This is a genomic window from Brevundimonas halotolerans (assembly GCF_003730275.1).
GTDB classification, from domain to species: Bacteria; Pseudomonadota; Alphaproteobacteria; order Caulobacterales; family Caulobacteraceae; genus Brevundimonas; species Brevundimonas halotolerans.
The window spans coordinates 31,334-51,267 of the sequence record NZ_QTTA01000007.1 but is presented as its reverse complement, the minus strand read 5'-3'; the positions used below and the strand labels follow the sequence as shown (position 1 = coordinate 51,267).

The following is a 19,934-nucleotide window of genomic DNA, read 5'->3' as shown; positions in this document are numbered from 1 at the left end:
TAAAGAAAGAGACTGAAAATGCTGAAGATTCGTCTGTCGCGTGGCGGCACCAAGAAGCGCCCCTACTATCACATCGTGATCGCCGACAGCCACGCCCCGCGCGATGGCAAGTTCATCGAGCGCGTCGGCACCTATAACCCGATGCTGCCCAAGGACGGCGACAAGCCGCGCGTCACCCTGAAGGCCGACCGCATCTCGGAATGGCTGGGCAAGGGCGCGCAGCCGACCGACCGCGTCGCCCGCTTTATCAGCCAGAGCCAGGACGAAGCCCTGGTCGGCAAGGTCAAGTGGACCCAGTCGAACAACCCGAACAAGGCCCAGCCCGGCAAGAAGGCCCAGGAACGCGCCGCCGAGCGCGCCCAGCGCGAAGCCGACCGTCTGGAAGCCGAAGCCGCCGCCAAGGTCGAGGCTGCCGAAGCCGCTGCCAAGGCCAAGGAAGAGGCCGAAGCCGCCAAGAACGCTCCGCCGGCTCCGGAGCCCGAAGCCCCCGCCGAGGAAGCTCCGGCTGCCGAAGCTCCGGCTGAAGAGGCTCCCGCTGAGGAAGCTGCTTCGGAAGAAGCTCCCGCCGAAGAGGCCGCTGCTGAAGACAAGACCGAGGCCTAAGACTCATCCGCTCACCCCAGCGCAGGCCGGGGCGCAGAGACAGGAAGGCGGTGTCCGCGAACGGGCACCGCTTTTTTGTTGGCGGCAGGCAGCGTAAGGGTCCGGGTCCCGGCATGAACCGGGACAATCGGGCGCCGGGTCAATCGGAGAATGGTGTGAGCGACGACAGACTGATCCTTGTGGCCCAGGTGGGCGGATCGTTCGGCGTGCGGGGCGAGGTGCGGATCACCACCTTCACCGCCGCGCCCATGACCCTGCTTGAGTACCGCACCCTGTTGCGCGCCGATGGCTCGACCGGCCTGACCCTGACCACCGCCCGGCCGGACAAGAAGGGCATCGTCGCCCGTGCCGCCGAGGTCGCGACCAAGGAGGACGCCGACGCCCTGCGGGGCCTGAAGCTGTTCATCCCGCGCGACCGCCTGCCCCCGCCCGAGGACGACGAATTCTATCTGGCGGACTTGATCGGACTGGAGGCCCGCGATGCGACCGATACGGTGATCGGGACGGTTCGGGCCGTGCAGAATTTCGGCGCCGACGACATGCTGGAGATCACCCCGGCTGGCGGCGGCCAGACCTGGTACCTGACCTTCACGCGCGAGGCCGTGCCGGAGATCCGTACCGCCGACGGTTGGCTGCGGGCGTTACGCCCCGCCGAGATCGGCGAACGCGAGCCAGACTAGCTGTTGTCTTCGACCGGGGCTGCCGGGCCGTTCTTCTTGATCGAGTCGATCGCGTTCTGGGCCGAGGCCCTGGACGCATAGCCCTCGGTCGAGAACATCACTTCGGAATTGTATTTGAAGCGGACCCGAAACTCTCCGGCCTTGTCCTTGTAGATTTCGAACGTGTGCGCCATGCCGGGCGTCTCCCTGATGCGATCCAGACGGAAGCGGATCCGTCTCAGGCTGGCATGCCGTGGCCGCAAGGCCAACCACAGAAATGGCCGGTTTTTGACAGGACGCCCGCTTCAGTCTTCGGCGTCGCCCAGACCCATCATGTGGAAGCCGGCGTCGACGTGGACGACTTCGCCCGTGGTCGAAAAGCCGAGGTCCGAGCACAGCCACAGGGCGCAACCGGCCACGCCTTCCATTGAGGTGTCCTCCTTCATGGCCGACATGGCGCGGCCCTGAGCGATCATGCCGCGACCGCCGGAGATACCGGCCAGCGACAGGGTGCGCATGGCCCCTGCCGAGATGGCGTTGACGCGAATACCCTTGGGCCCCAGGTCGCGGGCGATGTAGCGGGTGGCGGCCTCCAGACCGGCCTTGGCCACGCCCATGGTGTTGTAGTTGGGGATGGCCCGCTCGGCGCCCAGATAGGTCATGGTGATCATGGCCCCGCCGTTCGGCATCAGTTTCGCGGCGCGTCTGGCCACATCGACGAAGCTGAACACCGAGATGTTCATGGCCAGCAGGAAGCTGTCGCGCGTGGTGTTGTCGACGAAGCTGCCCTGCAGCTCATTCTTGTTGGCGAAGGCCACCGAATGGACGACGAAGTCGATCGTGCCGAAGGTCTTTTCCAGCTCGGCAAAGGCCGCGTCCATGGAGGCATCGTCGGTGACGTCAGCCTGAACGATCAGCCTGGCGCCGACGCTTTCGGCCAGCGGACGCACCCGGCGCTCCAGCCCCTCACCCAGATAGGTGAAGGCCAGCTCGGCGCCCTGGGCGGCCAGCTGCTGGGCGATACCCCAGGCAATGGAGTTGGAATTGGCGACGCCCAGGATCAGGCCCTTCTTGCCCTTCATCAGGTCGCCGGTGGGGAAGGTCCAGCCGCTGTCGGAAGCCATGGTCATCTCCTCGGAAATCAGGGCGGGAGGGTTAGCAGGGCCTCCGCCGGGGGGAAAGCGTCTGTTTTCGCTCAGTCCACGCTGCGCCAGCGCCGGAGCCGTTCCAGCAGGGGATTGGCCGTGACCCCGTGAATCACGATCGAGGCGAGGATGACAAAGCCCAGAATGGCCCATAGCCGCTCGCTGGAGCCGAACTCACCATGGTTGATGCCATAGGCGACATAATACACTGAGCCGATCCCGCGGATGCCCAGAAAGGCCATAAGCAGCCGGTCCCTGAAGGGATGCGGCGAGCCGATCATGGCGATCACTCCCGCCACGGGTCGCACGATCAGCAGGATGGCCAGACCGATGGCGGCGTCCGTCCAGGTCAGGGATGAGAGCAGGCCATTGGCCAGCGCCCCGCCGAACAGCACCAGCAGCAGCATGATCAGCAGGCGTTCGAACTGATCCGCGAAATGGTGCATCTCCTTGTGGAAGTCGTTGTCACGCTCCCAGGCCCGGATCGTGACGCCGCAGACGAAGACGGCAAGGAATCCGTAGCCGTGGGCCACCTCGGCGACCGCATAGGCGATGAAGGTCGCCGCCAGCGCCACCAGCCCGTCGCCCAGCCGCGACAGCCCGGCCTTCTCGCTGGCGAAGATCAGCCAGCCCAGCCCCTTGCCGACCAGCCAGCCGATCCCGGCGCCCGCCAGCAACTTCCAGAACACCTTGACGGTGACCCAGTCCATCCACCCCGCCGAGGTGGCCAGCCCGCCGACCGAGGCCAGAATGGCCAGATGGACGAAGGGAAAGGCGAGGGAGTCGTTCAGTCCGGCTTCGGAGGTGAGGCCAAAGCGCACCTCGTCCTCGTCGCCGGACTTGGGCGGCCCCACCTGGACATCGGCGGCCAGCACCGGGTCTGTCGGGGCCAGAGACGCCCCCAGCAACAGGGCCATGGCCAGTGAAAAGCCGAGGCCGTACAGGCCCAACGCCATAACACCGAGGATGGTCAGGGGCATGGCGATGGCCAGCAGCCGCCAGGTCGAATTCCAGCTGCGCCAGCCCACCTTGCGGTCCAGCTTCAGACCCGCACCCATCAGGCTGATGATGACCACAACCTCGGTCAGGCGTTCGGTGATGGTATCCCAGGTCCGGGGATCGGGGTCGAACCCCAGCCAGCCGAGACTGAAGACCGCCACACCCAGCAGGACGCAGACAATGGCCAGCGTCAGCGGCGTCTTCCTCAGCCCCACCGGGGCCCAGGACACCATCAACACGACAGCGCCGAGGCCGAGCAGGAACAGGATGTAGGGATCAGGCGGCGCCAGGGGGGAACTCCGGATAAGCGCGACGGGTCGTCAGGTTTACGATATTGGCCGCTTCACGCGCCCTCCGCTAGAGTGCGGTCAGAGGGGCCGGTGGCCCGCTACAGAAGGCCCCAGCGTCATGCGCGTTCCCTTCCTGACTGCATTTGGCATCCTTGGCGCGGCCCTGCTGGCTGCGGGGACGGCCGCCCCGCCCCGGCTGCCGATCGCGATCGAGGTCGCGGCCCTCGACAGCGCCACCTATGAGCAGGGACGTTATGTCGAGGGTCTGGTCGAACGCGCGGGCGAGCCGTCGGCCTGGTTCGAGTACCAGCCCTCGCAGTTCGAGCCGGAAAGCCTTGAGCGTTGTATGGACAGTTCGATCAGCGGGGCCGAGGTCTGTGTCCGCTACCAGATCGCCGAACAGGACCTGAAACAGGTGCGCCCGGTCCACGTGGTCGTCCTGGTCGGGCCGGGCGAGGGAGGCACGGCCCAAGCCCGTTGCATCGGCATCGGCGGACAGCCGCACTCGGACGAGCGGCAAACGGCGGCGATGAATCCCGCCTCAGTACTCTATGCGGGCACAGCGCAGTTCGACGAAGACCTGAATGCCCTCGCCGGATGCATCACCGCAGCGGGCGCCGAAAGCGGCTGGTAGCCGGTCAGACCTTCGACAGGATCAGGGTGCCGTTGGTGCCGCCGAATCCAAACGAATTGGACATGACGTGGGTCAGTTCGCCGTCGTGCCGCTGCCGCAGGATGGGCATGCCCTCGAACTCGGGGTCGAGATTTTCGATGTGGGCGCTTTCGGCGGCAAAGCCGTTCTGCATCATCAGCAGGCAGTAGATGGCTTCCTGCGCACCGGCCGCACCCAAGCTGTGGCCGGTCAGGGACTTGGTCGAGGAGATCATCGGCATGCGGTCGCCGAAGACATTGCGAACCGCGCCCATCTCTTTGGAATCGCCGACCGGCGTCGAGGTGCCGTGCGGATTCAGATAGTCGATGCGCGGATTACCGGCCATCTCCAGCGCGATCTTCATGCAGCGCTCGGCGCCTTCGCCCGACGGGGCGACCATGTCGTAGCCGTCGGAATTGGCCCCATAGCCGGTGACTTCGGCGAGGATGGTCGCGCCGCGTGCTTTTGCGCGCTCATACTCTTCCAGAACCACGATGCCTGCGCCGCCGGCGATGACAAAGCCGTCCCGGGCCGCGTCATAGGCGCGCGAGGCGACCGAAGGGGTGTCGTTGAAATTCGAGGACATGGCGCCCATGGCATCGAACAGGTTCGACATCGACCAGTGGATGTCCTCGCAGCCGCCGGCAAAGACCACGTCCTGCTTGCCCCAGGCGATCTGTTCGGCAGCCGCGCCGATGCAGTGGGCGCTGGTCGCACAGGCCGAGCTGATCGAGTAGTTGATGCCCTTCATCTGGAACCAGGTGGCCAGCACGGCCGAGGGTCCGGAGGCCATGGCCTTGGGCACGGCGAACGGGCCGATCCGCTTGGGTGCGCCCTTGTCGATGGTGATCTGGGCCGCTTCCAGAATGACGCGGGTCGAGGGACCGCCCTCGCCGACGATCAAGCCGATTCGCTCGTCCTTGATCTCGTCCGGAGTCATCCCGCTGGAGGCCAGCGCCTCCTCAAAGGCGATGTGGGCCCAGGCGGTGCCGTCGGCCAGAAAGCGCGAGGCGCGGCGATCGACAAGCTCGGCCCAGTCGCCGATTTTCGGCGGAGCCCAGACCTGGCTGCGGAATCCATGGGTGGTGTGATCCGGGGCGGCGACCACGCCCGAACGGGCCTGTTTCAAGGAGTCGGTGACCGCGGCGGCGCCGGTCCCGATCGATGAGACAATCCCCAATCCTGTAACTACGACGCGCCGCATGCTGTTTTCCTGATCCTGTCCGTTATTCCGCCGCGTAATCCGCGATCCTTCCAGCCTATCCTGTGGGGTGATGGCCCCGACTATTCGGCCTTGGTTTCCTGGCCGCCGAACAGGCCAACGCGCATGTCCGTGGCTGTATAGATAGGAACGCCATCGGCTTCGAGAACCCCGTCGGCGATGCCCATCACCAGACGGCGGTTGATCACCCGCTTCAGGTCGATCTTGTAGACGACCTTTTTGACGTCCGGCTGCACCTGACCGGTGAACTTGACCTCGCCCACGCCCAGGGCGCGCCCCTTTCCGGGACCGCCGATCCAGCCGAGGTAGAAGCCAACCAGCTGCCACATGGCATCCAGACCCAGGCAACCCGGCATGACCGGGTCGCCGATGAAGTGGCATTTGAAGAACCAGAGGTCGGGATGCACGTCGAGCTCGGCCTCAACATAGCCCTTGCCGTGCACGCCGCCGTCATCGTTGATCCGGGTGATGCGGTCGAACATGAGCATGGGCGGGGCTGGCAACTGAGCATTGCCCGGGCCGAAAAGCTCGCCCCGGCCAGAGGCGAGCAGGGCCTCATAGTCATAGGAAGACGGGCGTTCTGACTGGCTCAAGGGGGCCTCCGTATGCTGAGCGGCGGGCGTGACACGTGAAATCGCCCCGGTCAACCGGCAAGGGTTCCGCGAAAGGCGCTCAGCGCCGGCGAGGGGCGGGCCCGGCGGGGCGGTTGGCTTCGCACAGGGGGGAGGCCTGGGTGCCGAACACAGCGGCCTCACGGACCCAGCCCCGGACGCGGCCCGAGCGGACCTCGCACCAGCCGTCCTCGCAGTCGGTGATGGGTACCAGGGCATGGGACGACAACCGGGCACGGATGCTCGCATCCTCGCGTCGGGCTGAGCGAACCTCGAGCGCTGCGTCGCCGCGGTTCAGCACCGTCCGGCGGCCCGAGGTGGTGCTGCGGTGAACCCAGACCAGCGAGCCCTCGGGATCGCAGATCTTGCGCCACTCAAAGGTCTCGGCCACCACCTGCACCGGTAGGCCTTCGACCTGATAGGTCCACAGGATCTGGTGATCCAGCCCGGGCCCCTTACGGGCGTGGACCTGATCCGCCTTGAGCGTGATCCAGCGGGGCACAGGATAGCTGCTGGGCGTCGGCCGCCCGTCAGGCCGCACGGCCTGTCCAGACAGCATGATGAACAGGCCAAGCGCGGCCGCCGTGACGCCGGCGATGCGGCGCCCCCTTTGGCCTTGGGTCAGGGGGCTGCTAGACACCCTTGCCATCCCGCTTCGATCCTCCAGTTCCAAAGTCCCCGCCAATGTCGAGCCGCAGACTTAAGGTCGTGTTAACCAGACGCCTGCCGGACGCGGTGGAAACGCGCATGCGCGAGCTGTTCGACGCCGAGCTGAACCTGAAGGACGAGCCCTTCAGCCGCGCGGCGCTGGAAGACACCATCGGCCGGGCGGAGGTTCTGGTGCCGACCATCACCGATCGGATCGACGCCGATCTGCTGTCGAAATCCGGTGGGCAGTTGAAAATGATCGCTAATTTCGGGGCGGGCGTGGATCACATTGATGTCGAGGCGGCGGTCGGGCGCGGGCTGATCGTGACCAATACGCCGGGGGTCCTGACCGAGGATACCGCCGATCTGGCCATGGGGCTGATCCTGGCGGTCAGCCGACGACTGGTCGAGGGCGCAGGCGTTGTTCAGAAAGGGGAATTCTCGGGATGGACCCCGACCTGGATGTGCGGCCGCAAGCTGTGGGGCAAGCGACTGGGCATCGTCGGCATGGGCCGGATCGGCCAGGCCCTGGCCCGGCGCGCGCGTGCCTTTGGCATGCAGGTGCACTATCATAACCGCAAGCCGCTGAGCCCGATGATCGTAGAGGATCTCCAGGCCACCTGGTGGGACGACCTCGACGCCATGCTGCACCGCATGGACATCATTTCCCTCAACTGCCCGGCGACGCGCGAGACGCATCATCTGATGGATGCCCGCCGGCTGGCACTGCTGGCGCCGCACGCGATCCTGATCAATACGGCGCGGGGCGAGCTGATCGATGAGGCGGCGCTGGCTGAGGCGGTCGGCCGGCGCGCGCTGGGGGGCGTCGGCCTGGATGTGTTCGAACAGGAGCCCGTCGTTCACCCCGGCCTGCTGAACCGGGCCGAGGTCGTGCTGATGCCGCATCTGGGCTCGGCGACGCTGGAGTCGCGGCAGGACATGGGCGATCGGGTGATCGCCAACATCATGACGTTCCAGACTGGACACAGGCCCCCCGACCGCGTCATTCCGGCGATGCTGTAGCGCTTGACGGGTTGTGGCCCGCATGGTCGATTTCCCCGAGTTGTGTTGCGGGGGAAAATCGATGAAATCCAGAGACGTGACGACCCTTGCGGTCGTGTCGCGGCGGGCGCTGCTGACGATGGCTGCGGGGTTCGGTGGCGCGGCGGCCATGGGACTGCGGCCTGACGTCGCCCGCGCACGGACCTCCCCCTATCCGATCGAGGCCTTTTTCACGACGGCCCGCACACGCGCGGCGACCCTGTCCCCCGGCGGCACCCTGATCGCGGTACTGGACCAGCTGGGCACCGAGGACGAGCCCCATGGCGTGATCGACGTTCTGGATGCGAGTGATCCGGAAGGCGCGCGCAAGCGAATCGATCTGGGGCCGACCAAGGTCGAAAGCCTGGACTGGGCCAATGACGAGCGGCTTTTGGTCAGGCTTGCCGTGACGACAAGGATCGCCCCGCAGTCCATCTCCGGATCCAACCGACGGACCGCCGCCCGGGAGATCACCTCGAAACGCCTCATGTCGGTCAGCGCCGTCACGGGCGAGATGGCGGTCATGTTCCAGGATGACCGGCAACGCCTGCGGGCCTCGCGCGATCTGGGCAGTGTGGTCGATCTTCTGCGCAGCGATGACGACCATGTGTTGATGGCGGCATGGGAGCGAGACGGGGTTCTGGGCCTGCACAAGGTCAATGTCGCGACCGGTTCGGCCGAAAGGATCGAGCGCGGCAGCTCCGGCACCATCGGCTGGGAGACCCAGCAGGGCGTGCCGGTCATTCGCTACGACATCAACCCGCGCGGCACGGTGTTGACCATTTCCGGCCGCGCGACCAGCAGCGGCGCCTGGAGGCCTATCCGCCGCAACCGGATCGGTGACCTGCCCGAGTTCAGCTGGGTCGGCGAGACGGAGACGCCGGGCACCATTCTGGTGACCGCCCGCGCCGAGGGCGAGGACACGATGGTGGTTCGGGAAATGAACCTAGAGACCTTTGGTATGGGGGCGGCCCTGTCCCATCGCGCCGGGCGCGACGTCATGCATGGCGTCGTTGATGCCGCCGGGCGCTATGTGGGGGCGGCTTTCTATGGCGAGCGGCTGGAATATGAGTTTGCCGACGCGGCCCTGGGGGCGCACCACCGCGCCCTGAACGCCTTTCTGGACAATGACTGCGATGTCTATCTGAACGATCTCAGCCGCGACCATAACCGGATGGTGGTTGGGGTCACCGGCCCGCGCGAGCCGGGCGCCTGGTATTTCTATGACCGGGAGGCCCGGGCCATCGTCAATCTGGGCGCCGTGAGACTGCTGGATTTCGACCGGCTGGGCCTGACCGACACCCTGTCGGTCACGACGCGCGACGGCGCCAGCATAGAGGCCTATCTGACGGCGCCTCCGGGCGGGCAGCCGGGGCCGCTGGTGGTTTTGCCGCATGGCGGGCCCGAGGTGCGCGACCTGCGCAGCTGGGACCGGCAGGTGCAGGTTCTGGCGGCGCAGGGCTGGTGGGTGCTGCGGCCCAATTTCCGGGGCTCGGGCGGCTACGGCATGGCCTTTGCCCGCGAGGGGTGGACCCGCTGGGGCGACCGGATGCAGGAGGACGTCGAGGACGCCATCGATCAGGCCATCGCCCTCAAGGGGCTCGACGCCAGCCGCGTCGCTATCATGGGCACCAGCTATGGCGGCTATGCCGCCCTGATGGGCGCGGTGCGCAGACCGGATCTTTACAAGGCGGCGATCGCCATCTGCGGTGTGGCCGACCTGCCGGAAATGCTGGCGTGGGAGCGTCGCGAGGACGACACCCCGGACCGGCAGGTCTATAATTTCTGGGTCAAGCGGATCGGCGATCCCGAGACGATGGGACCGCAACTGGTGGCAGCCTCACCCAGTCGGCGGGCGACCGAGATCACCTGTCCGGTGCTGCTGGTCCATGGCGTCGATGACCCGATCGTGCCGGTGATCGAATCCCGGCGCATGAACGAGGCCCTGAGACAGGCCGGCAAGGCGGTGGAGCTGATCGAGGTCGAGGACGCCGGCCACGCCGACTGGCCTGCGGAAAAGGAGCAGGAACTGCTGGAGCGCTACATCGTCCTGCTGAAACAGGCGTTTGCCTGATCTTCAGCTGCAGACGGGACAGGCCGGATCGGCCGCGATCCTCACGGTGCGGGTCTGGCCGGTCAGGGCGTCGTGAATCCAGAGGCGCCCGGTCAGGGGTTCGCCCGCGCCGGTCAGCCGCTTGAGGGTTTCCAGCGCCGTCATACTGCCGACCAGACCGGCCAGGGCGCCGACCACGCCAACCCGGGCACAGGTTTCGGCATCGGGCGGCACGTCGGGCACCAGACAGCGATAGCAGGGGCGCCCCTCGAACACCCCGACCTGACCGCTCCAGGTGCCGAGGGCCCCCGAGACCAGTGGGATGCCGGCGGCCACGCAGGCGGCATTGACCGCCATCCGGGTGTCGAAGTCATCCGTACCGTCGATCACCAGATCCCATCGGGCGACGCGCGCCGACGCCGTGGCGGTCGACAGCCGCTCGGCGAAGGTCTGGACCTCGACATGGGGATTGAGGGCGGTCAGTCTCCGCGCCGCGACCTCGACCTTGGGTCGGCCAATATCGGCCGTCTCGAACTGGATCTGGCGCTGCAGGTTCGAGAGAGAGACCGTGTCATCATCGACAAGACCCAGGGTGCCGACCCCGGCTGCCGCCAGATAGAGGGCGGCCGGACCGCCGACGCCCCCCATACCGACGATCAGCACACGCGCGGCCTTCAGTCGCTGCTGGCCCGGCCCGCCGACATCAGCCAGAACCAGGTGGCGGGCGTAGCGTTCGATCTCGTCTTCGGAAAAGGTCACGGCCCTGTTCTAGGCTGCAGAGTGCGGCGAGGCGAGCCGGATTGTTCGCCTATCTGCCCGTGCCGGTCCGCGCAGCTTCGGGCGCGTCGTCACCGCGGGCGCACCGGGCCAGAAGATCCTCGGCGCGACCCACCGGAATCTGACCTTCGGCCAGAGCCAAAAGGTCGAGTCTGGCCGACCCGTTTTCGAAATGGCAGTGGGCCATGGGCACGTCGAACAGGCGCTCAGGGACCGGGCGGTCGGCCAGGATCGACAGATTGGTGTGGCGGGGGTCGGTCCTTAGGCGGCCCAGCAGGCGATCAACATCGGGCCGCGAGCCCTCAATGACCTGGACGACCAAGCCGTCTTCAATCGCCATGGCGCCAGTCACGTCGTCGCGACGGTTGTTGGCTTCCGATACGCCAAGAATCTGGGCGATCGACAGGACGGTTTTTCCGAACGTGCCGGTCGCCTCGCTCACATATGTGATGCGATGGAGCATAAATTTGCCTTTGGTTCACTCAGTATGGAATCGTTGTCCACTGTAACGGGTTACATTGGCAACAATGTGACCTTCATATCCGTGTTACATTTCAGGCCGTTGTCTTGCCAGGGGTGAAAGGTGGCCCCATTTCGGCATGATGAATTATTCTGACGCTCTCCCCGCACCTCCCCAGTCTTCCGGGCCCGGCTGGCACGGCACCACCATCCTCGCGGTCCGCAAGGGCGGAACGACCGTCATCGCCGGTGACGGTCAGGTCTCCATGGGCCCCACCATCGTCAAGGGCGCGGCCCGCAAGGTGCGGACCCTGGCCGGGGGGCGCGTTGTCGCAGGCTTTGCCGGAGCGACCGCCGACGCCTTCACCCTGCTGGAGCGACTGGAAGCCAAGCTGGAGCAGTATCCGGATCAGCTGGCGCGGGCCTGCGTCGATCTGGCCAAGGACTGGCGTACCGACCGCTACCTTCGACGGTTGGAAGCCATGCTGCTGGTCGCGGACAAGACCTCGATCTTCACCGTAACGGGCGTCGGCGATGTACTGGAGCCGGAACACGGGGTGGCGGCCGTCGGGTCCGGCGGAAATTTCGCCCTGTCGGCGGCCCGGGCCCTGATCGAGAATACCGACCTTGATGCCGAGGCGATCGCCCGCAAGGCCATGGCCATCGCCGCTGAGGTCTGCGTCTACACCAACGGCAATCTGACCGTGGAGCGACTGGAGTAGTTTGGCCGCAGGGGCTTGCCCGAGCGGTGGCTGGTTCTACACGAAGGTCACAGAGGATGCACGAAGGACACGAAGGGCCCGAGCCACTGCCTGCCGAAGTCGAGCGCGTCGGGAGTGTCGTCGTGGACGCCGCACTGACAGTGCACCGTGCATTGGGGCCGGGCTTGCTGGAATCGGTCTACTAGGCCTGCCTCGCCGAAGAGCTCCGGGGTCGGGGACTCCGCGTTGAGCGTCAGATTGGCGTGCCCGTCGCCTACGGCGACATTCGCGTGGATGTCGGCCTGCGGCTTGATCTTCTGGTCGACGATCTCGTCGTGATCGAGATCAAGGCGATCGACGCCTTGGCTTCGATCCATACGGCTCAGGTTGCAACCTATCTTCGCTTTTCGGGTCGCCGGCTCGGCTACCTGATCAACTTCAACACGACATTGATCAAGAACGGACTTCGGCGGGTCGTGCGTTGACCTTCGTGATCTTCGTGGCTCCTTCCTGTCCTTTGTGATGAACCTTCCCCTCTCGCAAACGTCCCTCCGCCCACCCATCTGAGCGCCATGACTGACCTGTCCCCCCGCGAAATCGTCTCCGAGCTGGACCGCTTCATTGTCGGCCAGGCCGATGCCAAGCGCGCCGTGGCCCTGGCCCTTCGTAATCGCTGGCGGCGGAAGCGCGTGCCCGATGACCTGCGCGACGAGGTGACGCCGAAGAACATCCTGATGATCGGGCCGACCGGCGTCGGCAAGACCGAGATCGCCCGCCGGCTGGCGCGGTTGACGGGCTCGCCCTTCCTGAAGGTCGAGGCGACCAAATTCACCGAGGTCGGCTATGTGGGCCGGGACGTCGACCAGATCCTGCGCGATCTGGTCGAGGCCGCGCTGATCATCGTCCGTGACCGCCGCCGGGACGAGGTCCGGGCCCAGGCCGAACGCGCGGCCGAGGACCGGATTCTGGACGCTCTGGTCGGGGCGGGCGCGCAAAAGGCCACGCGCGACGCCTTCCGCACCCGCCTGCGCAAGGGCGAGCTGGATGACAAGGAGATCGATCTGGCCCTCGCCGACACTTCCTCGCCCATGCCGGGGCTGGACCTGCCCGGCATGGCCCCCGGCGGCAATGTCGGCATGATCAATCTGACCGAGATGCTGGGCAAGATGGGCGGCCCGCGGACCAAGACCGTCCGCCTGTCGGTCAAGGCCGCCCATGCGCCGCTGATCGCCGAGGAGTCCGACAAGCTGCTCGACAATGACAGTCTGGCGCGCGAGGCGGTTCAGCTGGCCGAAACCGAAGGCATCGTCTTCATCGACGAGATCGACAAGGTCGCCGCAAGGCAGGATCGAGGCGGCGCCGACGTCAGCCGCGAGGGCGTGCAGCGCGACCTGTTGCCGCTGATCGAGGGCACGACGGTCGCCACGCGCTACGGCCCGGTGAAATCGGATCATGTGCTGTTCGTGGCCTCTGGAGCCTTCCACGTGTCCAAGCCCAGCGACCTGCTGCCCGAACTGCAGGGGCGCCTGCCGATCCGGGTCGAGCTGAAGGCCCTGACGCGGGAGGACTTCCGACGCATCCTGACCGAGCCCGAGGCCAATCTGATCCGCCAGAACCAGGCCCTTCTGGCGACCGAGAATGTGACACTCGAGTTCACCGAGGACGCCGTCGAGGCGATGGCCGACGCCGCCGTGGGGGCCAACAGCGCCATCGAGAACATCGGCGCCCGCCGGCTGATCACCGTGGTCGAACGGGTGCTGGAAGAGACCAGCTTCAAGGCCGCCGACCTGTCGGGCCAGACGATCCGCTTTGACGCGGAGGCGGTCCGCGAGCGTCTGGGCGACCTGACCGGAGACAGCGATCTGAGCCGATACATCCTTTAGGGCCGCGCAGGGCCCGGTGTGGCGCAACTGCCGCAGGGGGAATTCTTGTCGCCCGGACCGGAGCGGATTCAGGGTCGAGTCATTTCATCGCCCTAGTGTCGGCCACAGTGACTGTCTCGACGCGTCTTCTGCAACGGCCTGAAGAAAGCACGGCCCATGACCCGGACACTGCCCGCCCTGATCCGCCGCCTGATGCAGCCTGACGAGCTGGACATGGCCGAGCACTATGAAACGCGCTGCGAACGTCTGGCCGATCTGTGGGTGCATCTGGTCGGACTGGGACTGGCCGGGATCGGCGGTATCGTGCTGGCCGTCATGTCGTCGTTCTCGGCAGCAGGCGCGGGCCTGATCATCGCGACCGCCGTCTATGCGCTGTGCCTGATCGCCATGCTGGCGGCCTCGACCGTCTATAATCTGACCCAGCCCGGCCCGGCCCGGCCCCTGCTGCGGCGGCTGGACGAGGCGGCCATCTTTCTGATGATCGCCGGCAGCTATACGCCCTTTACCACCCAGAGGTTCGAGGGGGCCTGGTCGACCGGCTTTACCCTGCTGATCTGGGCGCTGGCGCTGGCCGGTGTGGCCGCCAAACTGGTCCTGCCGCGCCTTTCCGACGCCATCTGGAGCACCGTCTATGTGATCTTCGGATGGCTGGCCGTGCTGGCGCTCAAGCCCATGCTGGACACGGTGCACCCGGCCGCCCTGACGCTGCTGGTGATCGGCGGGCTGGTCTATACGTCGGGCGTGTTCGTCTTCATCAGCCCCAAGGTGAAGTTCCGCCGCGCCATCTGGCACGGATTCGTGGTCGCCGGGGCCGGTGTGCACTGGGCCGCCATCCTGGTGGGGGTGGTGCTGGCGCCTGCGGCCTGACCCCCGCGCGGTCGAGGCTGGCGTAAAGCGTCGGGCCGCGCGATAGTGACCCCGGTTTCACCACAAGGACATCAGCGTGACGGATGCCAAGCCCGGTGGCGACACGGTCGTCATCAAGAAGTATGCGAACCGGCGGCTCTATAACACCGCCACATCTTCCTATGTGACGCTCGACGATCTGGCCGCCATGGTGCGCGAGGGGATCGACTTTGTCGTCTATGACGCCAAGACCAACGACGATCTGACGCGGACCATCCTGACGCAGATCATCTTCGAGGAAGAAAGCCGGGGGGAGGCCCTTCTGCCCGTGCAATTCCTGCGGCGGCTGATCGGCTTTTACGGCGGGCAGATGCAGGGCGTGCTGCCCAGCTATCTGGAGATGTCACTGGATTCCTTCTCCAAGCAGCAGGAGCAGTTCCGGACCCAGCTGAACCGCGCGTTCGGCACCGGCGCCGGCGCGGGGCTGATGGAGGATGCCGTTCGCCAGAATATGGTGATGTTCCAGAAGGCCATGACCCTGTTTCCGGGCTTCAACGCCTATGCGCGCGCGGGAGCGACCGAAGAGACCCCCGAGGCGGCCCAAGCCCCGTCCCGACCCGCCGCGTCCGGCAACGACCCGGCGCTGGACGAAATGCGTCGCCAGATGGACGAGATGCGTGCCCAGATCGAGCGGCTGGCCGAGGGCAGCGCCCGGGGCGGCAAGAAGGGCGGATCGGATCCGGCATGACCGGGCGCATCCCGCCTGTCGGTCCGACCCCGCCCGTCACGGGCGTCGTGCCGGATCGGCGTGAGGGTCGACGTCGCGAGGACGAGCGTCGCCAGGCCGATCGCCGGGCCGAGGGCCGCGCCCTGGTGCCCCGGGAAACCCCTGCCGGGAGCCCGGACGAAACTGCCGATCCGGCGGCAGGCCCTGCCGCCACGCCGCCCCCCGTCTCCCCGCTCGGGACCGGCGCGTTCGAGGCCCAGATGCTGGGCCAGACCGGGGCCCGCAAAGGGCTGAGAGGCGGCCCACCCGTCCTGGATGCCGCGCGTTCGGCCTATCTGGGCAATGAATATTCCGGGGCGAAGGACCGTCGCCCGCTACCGGGCAAGACCGGCAAGACCGAGGTCTGACGACCAGCCCACCCTGCGGCATGACCCTTGCTGGATGCGGGACCCCTGTCCCGTATCGGAGCCCGGATCATGTCTCTGGCCAATCTGTTCTCGTTCACCGCCCGCGCCACCGATGTGATGATCGTGGCCCTGGTGTTCAGCGTCTTCGGCTGATCAGGCGCCGCTGAAGTCGAGATCCTTGCGGGCCGCGATGATCGTCACGATGAAGCCGGCCAGCACATCCAGCATGACCATCACCGTGATCAGGAAGAAGGTCGATGTGGCAAAGGTCGGGATCAACAGGAACTGCACCAGGCAGACCACGAACAGGATCATCGACAGGGCGTGATTGACGATCGCCACCTTCTGGCTGGAGGTGGATTTCAGCAGCTCGAAGAACAGGAAGATCAGGCCGAGGAACAGGATCATGTCACCGACGCCGACGTTCCACCGCACGCCCGAGGTCATGGGCAGGGAAAAGACCGCCTGACGCAAAGACGGATCGGCGCCCAGCGACGGGTCGCCCCCCAGCAGCCCGGTCAGAACAACAACATTATAGAGCAGCCACGGCACGACCAGCAGCGGTACAGCAATCCACATGGCCTATCCCCTCGTCGTCCGGCGCGCGGACCTTTGATCCGACTCTGGAGCCGGTTAACCTTTACGCCAGTCTAACCCTGTTCCTTCGGCTGCGCCATCGGGGGCAGGGCGGGAGTCAGACTTCGGTGACCCGTCCCGGGTTTCTTGACCGCGATTTCAACCACATAACGCCCAGAAGGTCCGAAAGGCTGGCCATCAGCCTCTCCCAGTTGGTGTATTTGGACCGGCCGGAATCGCGCGCCCGGTGAGTAATGGGCAGATAGCGGTTCTGGTAGCCCTCGCGGATCATCAGGGCCGGCAGATAGCGGTGGATGTGATCGAAATAGGGGAGCCGCAGGAAGGCGTCGCGCCGGAAGGCCTTGAGACCGCAGCCGGTGTCGTCGGCATCGTCGCCCAGCAGGCGCTTGCGGATGCGGTTGGCCCAGCGCGAGGCCCACAGCTTGGCGCCCGTATCCTGACGCCGCTGACGAACACCGCCGACCAGGGCGACCTCCGGCGGGGCGGCCAGCAGGGCATCGACCAGTTTCGGCGCCTCGGACGGCGGGTTCTGGCCATCGCCGTCCAGGGTCACGACGACCTCACCGCGCGCGGCCAGAATGCCGGTGCGCACCGCGCGGCTCTGGCCTGCATTGGCCCCATGCGACAGCACGCGCAGCGCCGGGAATCGGGCCTTGAGGTCCTGCAGGATGGTCAGGGTCTGATCACGGCTGGCGTCATTGACCAGCACCATTTCATACGCCCGGCCGGAAAAGGCCTCGGCGATTTCGGTGACAAGGGTTTCAACCGCCCCCGCCTCGTCATGCACGGGAACGACTACGGAGATGCGGGGAAGCTCGGCTGTCATGGCCGCTGTCTAGCCCGTTTTGCGGCGAAGGGGGAGGGCGGGCGCTCACGGTCGCGAGAGACGGCTGACGCGATCCGAAACCGCGTGATAGAAGCGGGACCATGACCGGTTTCGATCTTGCTCATCGACTGCGCGGCTGGCGCGGTCTGGCCCTGGCGGCGCTTGTGGCGCTGGTCGCGGGTCTGCCCAGCCTGATGCTGCTGCCGCCGCTGGATCGCGACGAAAGCCGCTATGCCCAGGCCACCTCGCAGATGCTGGAGACGGGCGACTATGTTGACATCCGCTTCCAGGATGAACCGCGCTGGAAAAAGCCGATCGGCATCTACTGGATGCAGGCCGCCGCAGTGGCCGTGACCGGAAGTGTCGAGGCTCGGAACATCGTGCCCTATCGCCTGCCGTCCCTGCTGGGGGCGATGATCGCCGCCATCGCCTGTGCCTGGGTCGGCTCGGCCGTGTTCGGCGCCCGCACCGGCATTCTGGCAGGCGCCATCATGGGGGCCAGCTTCCTGCTGTCGACCGAGGCCGGGATCGCCAAGACGGATGCGGTTCTGGTGGCCTGTGTGACAGCGGCCATGGCGGCCCTGATGCGTATCTATCTGGCGGTGCGGGCCAATGACCCACCGAACCGGGGTCACAAGCTGATCTTCTGGGGGGCGCTGGGCCTGTCGATTCTGGTCAAGGGTCCCATTGGCCTGATTGTCATCGTGCCCGCCGCTCTGACGCTGTCGCTCTGGGACCGGGACATTCGCTGGCTGAGGCCGCTGGGCTGGGGCTGGGGGCTGGCGCTGGTGGCGCTGATCGTCGGGCCGTGGGCGCTGGCGATTACGGTCGCGACCGACGGCGGTTTCTGGCGCGAGGCCATCGGCGGCGATCTGGCGCCCAAGATCGCCGGCGGCCACGAAAGCCACGGGGCGCCCCCGGGTGTCTATCTGCTACTCCTGCCGCTGTTGTTCTTTCCGGCGACCCTGCTGCTGCCGGCGTCGATCTCGACCGCCTGGCAGCGGCGCACCGAGCCGGCCATCCGCTTCCTGATCTGCTGGCTGGTGCCCGCCTGGCTGATCTTTGAGCTGACCCCGACCAAGCTGGCCCACTATACCCTGCCGACCTTCGGCGCGCTGGCCCTGCTGGCGGCGGTCGCCCTGACCCGGCCCATCGGGACGCTGTCGCGGCGTCTGGGCGCGGTGCTGGGCCTGGTCGCCGCCGGGCTGATCGTGGCCATAACCATCTATGGCGTGTCGAACTTTGCCACCTCGACGGCCCAGACCTGGGCGGCGGTCACCATGGTCACGGCTGTGGCGGCGGCGGCCATCGGCGGCTTCCTTCTGCTGAACAAGGCGCCGGTGGCGGGACTGATCGCGGCGCTGGCGCTCGGCATCTTCAGCCACGCCGCCCTGTCCGGGACCATCCGCCAGCTGCGTCCACTGGCCATCGCCCCGCAGCTGACCAAGGTTCTGGAGCAGGCCAATCTGCATCCGCGTCAGGGGCTGACTACCAGCCCGGTGGCCATCACCACCTTCCATGAGCCCAGCTTTGTCTTCCTGACCGGGCGGGCGACCCAGCTGACCGATGCCGAGGGCGCGGCCCGGGCGCTGGCCGAGGGACGCCCGGCCATTGTCGAGGCCGGCGATGCCGAGGCCTTTGCCCAGGCCGCCGCCCGACTGGGCGTGACCGGCCGTGCGGTCGGGGAGGTCAGCGGCCACAACTATTCGACCGGGGATGATGTGAACCTGACCGTCTATGCCCCGCCCGGAAGCGAGGTCGCCCCCGGATCGGCCCGATGAGCCGCCCGATCCAGATCGTCGAGGTCGGGCCCCGCGACGGCCTGCAGAACGAAAAGGCGGTGCTGGAGCCCGCCATCCGGGCCGAGCTGGCCCGCCGGCTCGAGGCCGCCGGCGCACGCCGGATCGAGGCCGTCAGCTTCGTGCATCCGAAATATGTGCCGCAGATGGCCGGGGCCGAAGAGGTGATGGCCGCCCTGCCCCCCGAGCCCGGCCGCAGCCGCATCGGGCTGGTCCTGAACGGGAGGGGCTATGACCGGGCCATCACCACCGCCGTCGATGAGGTCAATATCTCGGTCGCCGCCACCGACGGGTTCGGCCTGAAGAATCAGGGGCTGGACCGGGCCGGGCAGCGCGCCATGGTGGAGGCCATCGTCGCCCGGCGCCACAATGCCGAGCGGGGCGATGCGGCGCCCTCACTGACGGTGACCCTCTCGTGCGTCTGGGGCTGTCCCTTCGACGGCGAGGTCAGTGTTGATCAGGTCGCCGACATGGTCGGGGCCTATGCCGCCCTCGGCATCCGCGAGATCGCCCTGGCCGACACCATCGGCGCGGGCGACCCCTGGGCCGTGACGAAAAAGGTCGAGGCGGCGCGCAAGGCCGCGCCCGACGCCACCCTGCGTCTGCATTTCCACGATACGCGCAACACCGGTCTGGCCAATGCCCATGCCGGGATTGAGGCCGGGGTCGATGTTCTGGACGCCTCGGTCGGCGGCATCGGCGGCTGTCCGTTCGCACCGGGCGCCACCGGCAATATCGCCACCGAGGACCTGGTCTATATGCTGGAACGGGCCGGGTTCGACACCGGCTATGACCTCGACGCCCTGATCGAAACCGCCCGCTGGATCGGCGAAAAGATCGGCCGCCCAGCCCCCAGCGCCCTCAGCCGCGCGGGGGGATGGCCGGGGGTGGGCTGAGCAGGTCCCGGTCAGTGGACTCTCGTTCAAAGGGTAGGGACGGAACGTCGCATTGTGTGGTTGCCGCAGATCGCGCAACCTCGCGATTAATAG

23 protein-coding genes and 1 pseudogene are annotated in these 19,934 nt (G+C 66.8%); 14 read left to right on the top strand and 10 right to left on the bottom strand.

The features are described 5' to 3' along the window. Nucleotides 1–18: 18 nt before the first annotated feature. Both rpsP and rimM read left to right on the top strand, forming a co-directional pair. Nucleotides 19–603, top strand: a complete 585-nt coding sequence (gene rpsP, locus EG854_RS02810; protein ID WP_123286218.1) for a 30S ribosomal protein S16 — start codon at nt 19–21, stop codon at nt 601–603. Nucleotides 604–758: 155 nt separating this feature from the next. Further along, nucleotides 759–1,283, top strand: coding sequence for a ribosome maturation factor RimM (gene rimM, locus EG854_RS02805; protein WP_241153100.1), 525 nt, complete (start codon nt 759–761; stop codon nt 1,281–1,283). Here the strand turns inward: rimM and EG854_RS02800 are convergent. From EG854_RS02800 to EG854_RS02790, 3 genes are all read right to left on the bottom strand, one after another. Further along, on the bottom strand, nt 1,280–1,456 hold the full coding sequence (locus EG854_RS02800) for a YegP family protein (RefSeq protein ID WP_123286216.1): 177 nt from the start codon (nt 1,454–1,456) through the stop codon (nt 1,280–1,282). The two genes, rimM and EG854_RS02800, sit on opposite strands and share 4 nt — an antisense overlap. Nucleotides 1,457–1,567: 111 nt before the next feature. Next, nucleotides 1,568–2,386, bottom strand: coding sequence for an enoyl-ACP reductase FabI (locus tag EG854_RS02795; protein WP_123286226.1), 819 nt, complete (start codon nt 2,384–2,386; stop codon nt 1,568–1,570). Nucleotides 2,387–2,457: 71 nt separating this feature from the next. Further along, a complete protein-coding gene (locus tag EG854_RS02790; protein WP_123286215.1) occupies nt 2,458–3,639 on the bottom strand; it encodes a cation:proton antiporter in 1,182 nt (393 codons plus the stop codon). 175 nt (nt 3,640–3,814) lie between these two features. Here EG854_RS02790 and EG854_RS02785 point away from each other — a divergent pair, with 175 nt between their 5' ends. Then, nucleotides 3,815–4,330: a hypothetical protein gene (locus tag EG854_RS02785; RefSeq protein ID WP_123286214.1), complete on the top strand. Its 516-nt coding sequence runs from the start codon at nt 3,815–3,817 to the stop codon at nt 4,328–4,330. A 4-nt stretch (nt 4,331–4,334) separates the two neighbouring features. On the opposite strand, the gene fabB is transcribed toward EG854_RS02785, so the two are convergent. The 3 genes from fabB to EG854_RS02770 all read right to left on the bottom strand — a co-directional run bounded on the left by fabB (nt 4,335) and on the right by EG854_RS02770 (nt 6,830). After that, a complete protein-coding gene (gene fabB, locus EG854_RS02780) occupies nt 4,335–5,552 on the bottom strand; it encodes a beta-ketoacyl-ACP synthase I (RefSeq protein ID WP_123286213.1) in 1,218 nt (405 codons plus the stop codon). A gap of 80 nt (nt 5,553–5,632) precedes the next feature. Further along, nucleotides 5,633–6,163, bottom strand: a complete 531-nt coding sequence (gene fabA / locus EG854_RS02775) for a 3-hydroxyacyl-[acyl-carrier-protein] dehydratase FabA (RefSeq protein WP_123286212.1) — start codon at nt 6,161–6,163, stop codon at nt 5,633–5,635. 79 nt (nt 6,164–6,242) lie between these two features. Further along, a complete protein-coding gene (locus EG854_RS02770) occupies nt 6,243–6,830 on the bottom strand; it encodes an SH3 domain-containing protein (protein WP_123286211.1) in 588 nt (195 codons plus the stop codon). A gap of 35 nt (nt 6,831–6,865) precedes the next feature. Here EG854_RS02770 and EG854_RS02765 point away from each other — a divergent pair, with 35 nt between their 5' ends. Next, complete coding sequence (locus tag EG854_RS02765) at nt 6,866–7,852, top strand: 2-hydroxyacid dehydrogenase (RefSeq protein WP_123286210.1); 987 nt, start codon at nt 6,866–6,868, stop codon at nt 7,850–7,852. Nucleotides 7,853–7,913: 61 nt separating this feature from the next. After that, nucleotides 7,914–9,944 carry an alpha/beta hydrolase family protein gene (locus EG854_RS02760; RefSeq protein WP_164461795.1) on the top strand — a complete coding sequence of 677 codons (2,031 nt, stop codon included), beginning with the start codon at nt 7,914–7,916 and terminating at the stop codon, nt 9,942–9,944. Between the two features lie 3 nt (nt 9,945–9,947). On the opposite strand, the gene EG854_RS02755 is transcribed toward EG854_RS02760, so the two are convergent. Together EG854_RS02755 and EG854_RS02750 are read right to left on the bottom strand one after the other, a co-directional pair. Then, on the bottom strand, nt 9,948–10,682 hold the full coding sequence (locus EG854_RS02755; protein WP_123286208.1) for a HesA/MoeB/ThiF family protein: 735 nt from the start codon (nt 10,680–10,682) through the stop codon (nt 9,948–9,950). Between the two features lie 49 nt (nt 10,683–10,731). Continuing rightward, on the bottom strand, nt 10,732–11,163 hold the full coding sequence (locus EG854_RS02750) for a BLUF domain-containing protein (protein WP_123286207.1): 432 nt from the start codon (nt 11,161–11,163) through the stop codon (nt 10,732–10,734). 136 nt (nt 11,164–11,299) lie between these two features. On the opposite strand from EG854_RS02750, the gene hslV reads away from it, so the two are divergent. The 7 genes and pseudogenes from hslV to EG854_RS13340 all read left to right on the top strand — a co-directional run bounded on the left by hslV (nt 11,300) and on the right by EG854_RS13340 (nt 15,876). Next, the gene (gene hslV, locus EG854_RS02745; RefSeq protein WP_164461793.1) at nt 11,300–11,881 is read left to right on the top strand and encodes an ATP-dependent protease subunit HslV; all 582 of its coding nucleotides are present in this window, start codon (nt 11,300–11,302) and stop codon (nt 11,879–11,881) included. 200 nt (nt 11,882–12,081) lie between these two features. Continuing rightward, nucleotides 12,082–12,345, top strand: a pseudogene (locus EG854_RS13250) (GxxExxY protein); the annotation flags it as partial. A gap of 87 nt (nt 12,346–12,432) precedes the next feature. Then, nucleotides 12,433–13,743, top strand: coding sequence for an ATP-dependent protease ATPase subunit HslU (gene hslU / locus EG854_RS02735; RefSeq protein ID WP_123286206.1), 1,311 nt, complete (start codon nt 12,433–12,435; stop codon nt 13,741–13,743). A 156-nt stretch (nt 13,744–13,899) separates the two neighbouring features. Further along, nucleotides 13,900–14,610, top strand: a complete 711-nt coding sequence (gene trhA, locus EG854_RS02730) for a PAQR family membrane homeostasis protein TrhA (protein WP_123286205.1) — start codon at nt 13,900–13,902, stop codon at nt 14,608–14,610. Nucleotides 14,611–14,686: 76 nt separating this feature from the next. Next, nucleotides 14,687–15,337, top strand: coding sequence for a polyhydroxyalkanoate synthesis repressor PhaR (phaR, locus tag EG854_RS02725; RefSeq protein WP_241153098.1), 651 nt, complete (start codon nt 14,687–14,689; stop codon nt 15,335–15,337). After that, nucleotides 15,334–15,723, top strand: coding sequence for a hypothetical protein (locus tag EG854_RS02720; RefSeq protein WP_123286203.1), 390 nt, complete (start codon nt 15,334–15,336; stop codon nt 15,721–15,723). Before phaR ends, EG854_RS02720 begins: the two co-directional genes overlap by 4 nt. A gap of 27 nt (nt 15,724–15,750) precedes the next feature. Next, nucleotides 15,751–15,876 carry a hypothetical protein gene (locus tag EG854_RS13340; RefSeq protein WP_260155554.1) on the top strand — a complete coding sequence of 42 codons (126 nt, stop codon included), beginning with the start codon at nt 15,751–15,753 and terminating at the stop codon, nt 15,874–15,876. On the opposite strand, the gene EG854_RS02715 is transcribed toward EG854_RS13340, so the two are convergent. After that, nucleotides 15,877–16,302, bottom strand: a complete 426-nt coding sequence (locus EG854_RS02715; protein WP_123286202.1) for a hypothetical protein — start codon at nt 16,300–16,302, stop codon at nt 15,877–15,879. 115 nt (nt 16,303–16,417) lie between these two features. Beyond that, complete coding sequence (locus EG854_RS02710) at nt 16,418–17,146, bottom strand: glycosyltransferase family 2 protein (RefSeq protein ID WP_123286201.1); 729 nt, start codon at nt 17,144–17,146, stop codon at nt 16,418–16,420. Between the two features lie 101 nt (nt 17,147–17,247). On the opposite strand from EG854_RS02710, the gene EG854_RS02705 reads away from it, so the two are divergent. Then, on the top strand, nt 17,248–18,927 hold the full coding sequence (locus tag EG854_RS02705; RefSeq protein WP_123286200.1) for an ArnT family glycosyltransferase: 1,680 nt from the start codon (nt 17,248–17,250) through the stop codon (nt 18,925–18,927). Further along, the gene (locus EG854_RS02700; RefSeq protein ID WP_123286199.1) at nt 18,924–19,841 is read left to right on the top strand and encodes a hydroxymethylglutaryl-CoA lyase; all 918 of its coding nucleotides are present in this window, start codon (nt 18,924–18,926) and stop codon (nt 19,839–19,841) included. The genes EG854_RS02705 and EG854_RS02700 overlap by 4 nt, the downstream gene beginning before the upstream one ends. The last annotated feature ends 93 nt before the right edge of the window (nt 19,842–19,934 follow it).

Coding starts and splice junctions, on each gene's coding strand:
- rpsP (WP_123286218.1), top strand. CDS start 19: ATGCTGAAGATTCGTCTGTCGCGTGGCGGCACCAAGAAGCGCCCCTAC.
- EG854_RS02800 (WP_123286216.1), bottom strand. CDS start 1,456: ATGGCGCACACGTTCGAAATCTACAAGGACAAGGCCGGAGAGTTTCGG.
- EG854_RS02795 (WP_123286226.1), bottom strand. CDS start 2,386: ATGGCTTCCGACAGCGGCTGGACCTTCCCCACCGGCGACCTGATGAAG.
- EG854_RS02790 (WP_123286215.1), bottom strand. CDS start 3,639: ATGGTGTCCTGGGCCCCGGTGGGGCTGAGGAAGACGCCGCTGACGCTG.
- EG854_RS02785 (WP_123286214.1), top strand. CDS start 3,815: ATGCGCGTTCCCTTCCTGACTGCATTTGGCATCCTTGGCGCGGCCCTG.
- fabB (WP_123286213.1), bottom strand. CDS start 5,552: ATGCGGCGCGTCGTAGTTACAGGATTGGGGATTGTCTCATCGATCGGG.
- EG854_RS02770 (WP_123286211.1), bottom strand. CDS start 6,830: ATGGCAAGGGTGTCTAGCAGCCCCCTGACCCAAGGCCAAAGGGGGCGC.
- EG854_RS02765 (WP_123286210.1), top strand. CDS start 6,866: ATGTCGAGCCGCAGACTTAAGGTCGTGTTAACCAGACGCCTGCCGGAC.
- EG854_RS02760 (WP_164461795.1), top strand. CDS start 7,914: ATGAAATCCAGAGACGTGACGACCCTTGCGGTCGTGTCGCGGCGGGCG.
- EG854_RS02750 (WP_123286207.1), bottom strand. CDS start 11,163: ATGCTCCATCGCATCACATATGTGAGCGAGGCGACCGGCACGTTCGGA.
- hslV (WP_164461793.1), top strand. CDS start 11,300: ATGATGAATTATTCTGACGCTCTCCCCGCACCTCCCCAGTCTTCCGGG.
- hslU (WP_123286206.1), top strand. CDS start 12,433: ATGACTGACCTGTCCCCCCGCGAAATCGTCTCCGAGCTGGACCGCTTC.
- trhA (WP_123286205.1), top strand. CDS start 13,900: ATGACCCGGACACTGCCCGCCCTGATCCGCCGCCTGATGCAGCCTGAC.
- EG854_RS02720 (WP_123286203.1), top strand. CDS start 15,334: ATGACCGGGCGCATCCCGCCTGTCGGTCCGACCCCGCCCGTCACGGGC.
- EG854_RS02715 (WP_123286202.1), bottom strand. CDS start 16,302: ATGTGGATTGCTGTACCGCTGCTGGTCGTGCCGTGGCTGCTCTATAAT.
- EG854_RS02710 (WP_123286201.1), bottom strand. CDS start 17,146: ATGACAGCCGAGCTTCCCCGCATCTCCGTAGTCGTTCCCGTGCATGAC.
- EG854_RS02705 (WP_123286200.1), top strand. CDS start 17,248: ATGACCGGTTTCGATCTTGCTCATCGACTGCGCGGCTGGCGCGGTCTG.
- EG854_RS02700 (WP_123286199.1), top strand. CDS start 18,924: ATGAGCCGCCCGATCCAGATCGTCGAGGTCGGGCCCCGCGACGGCCTG.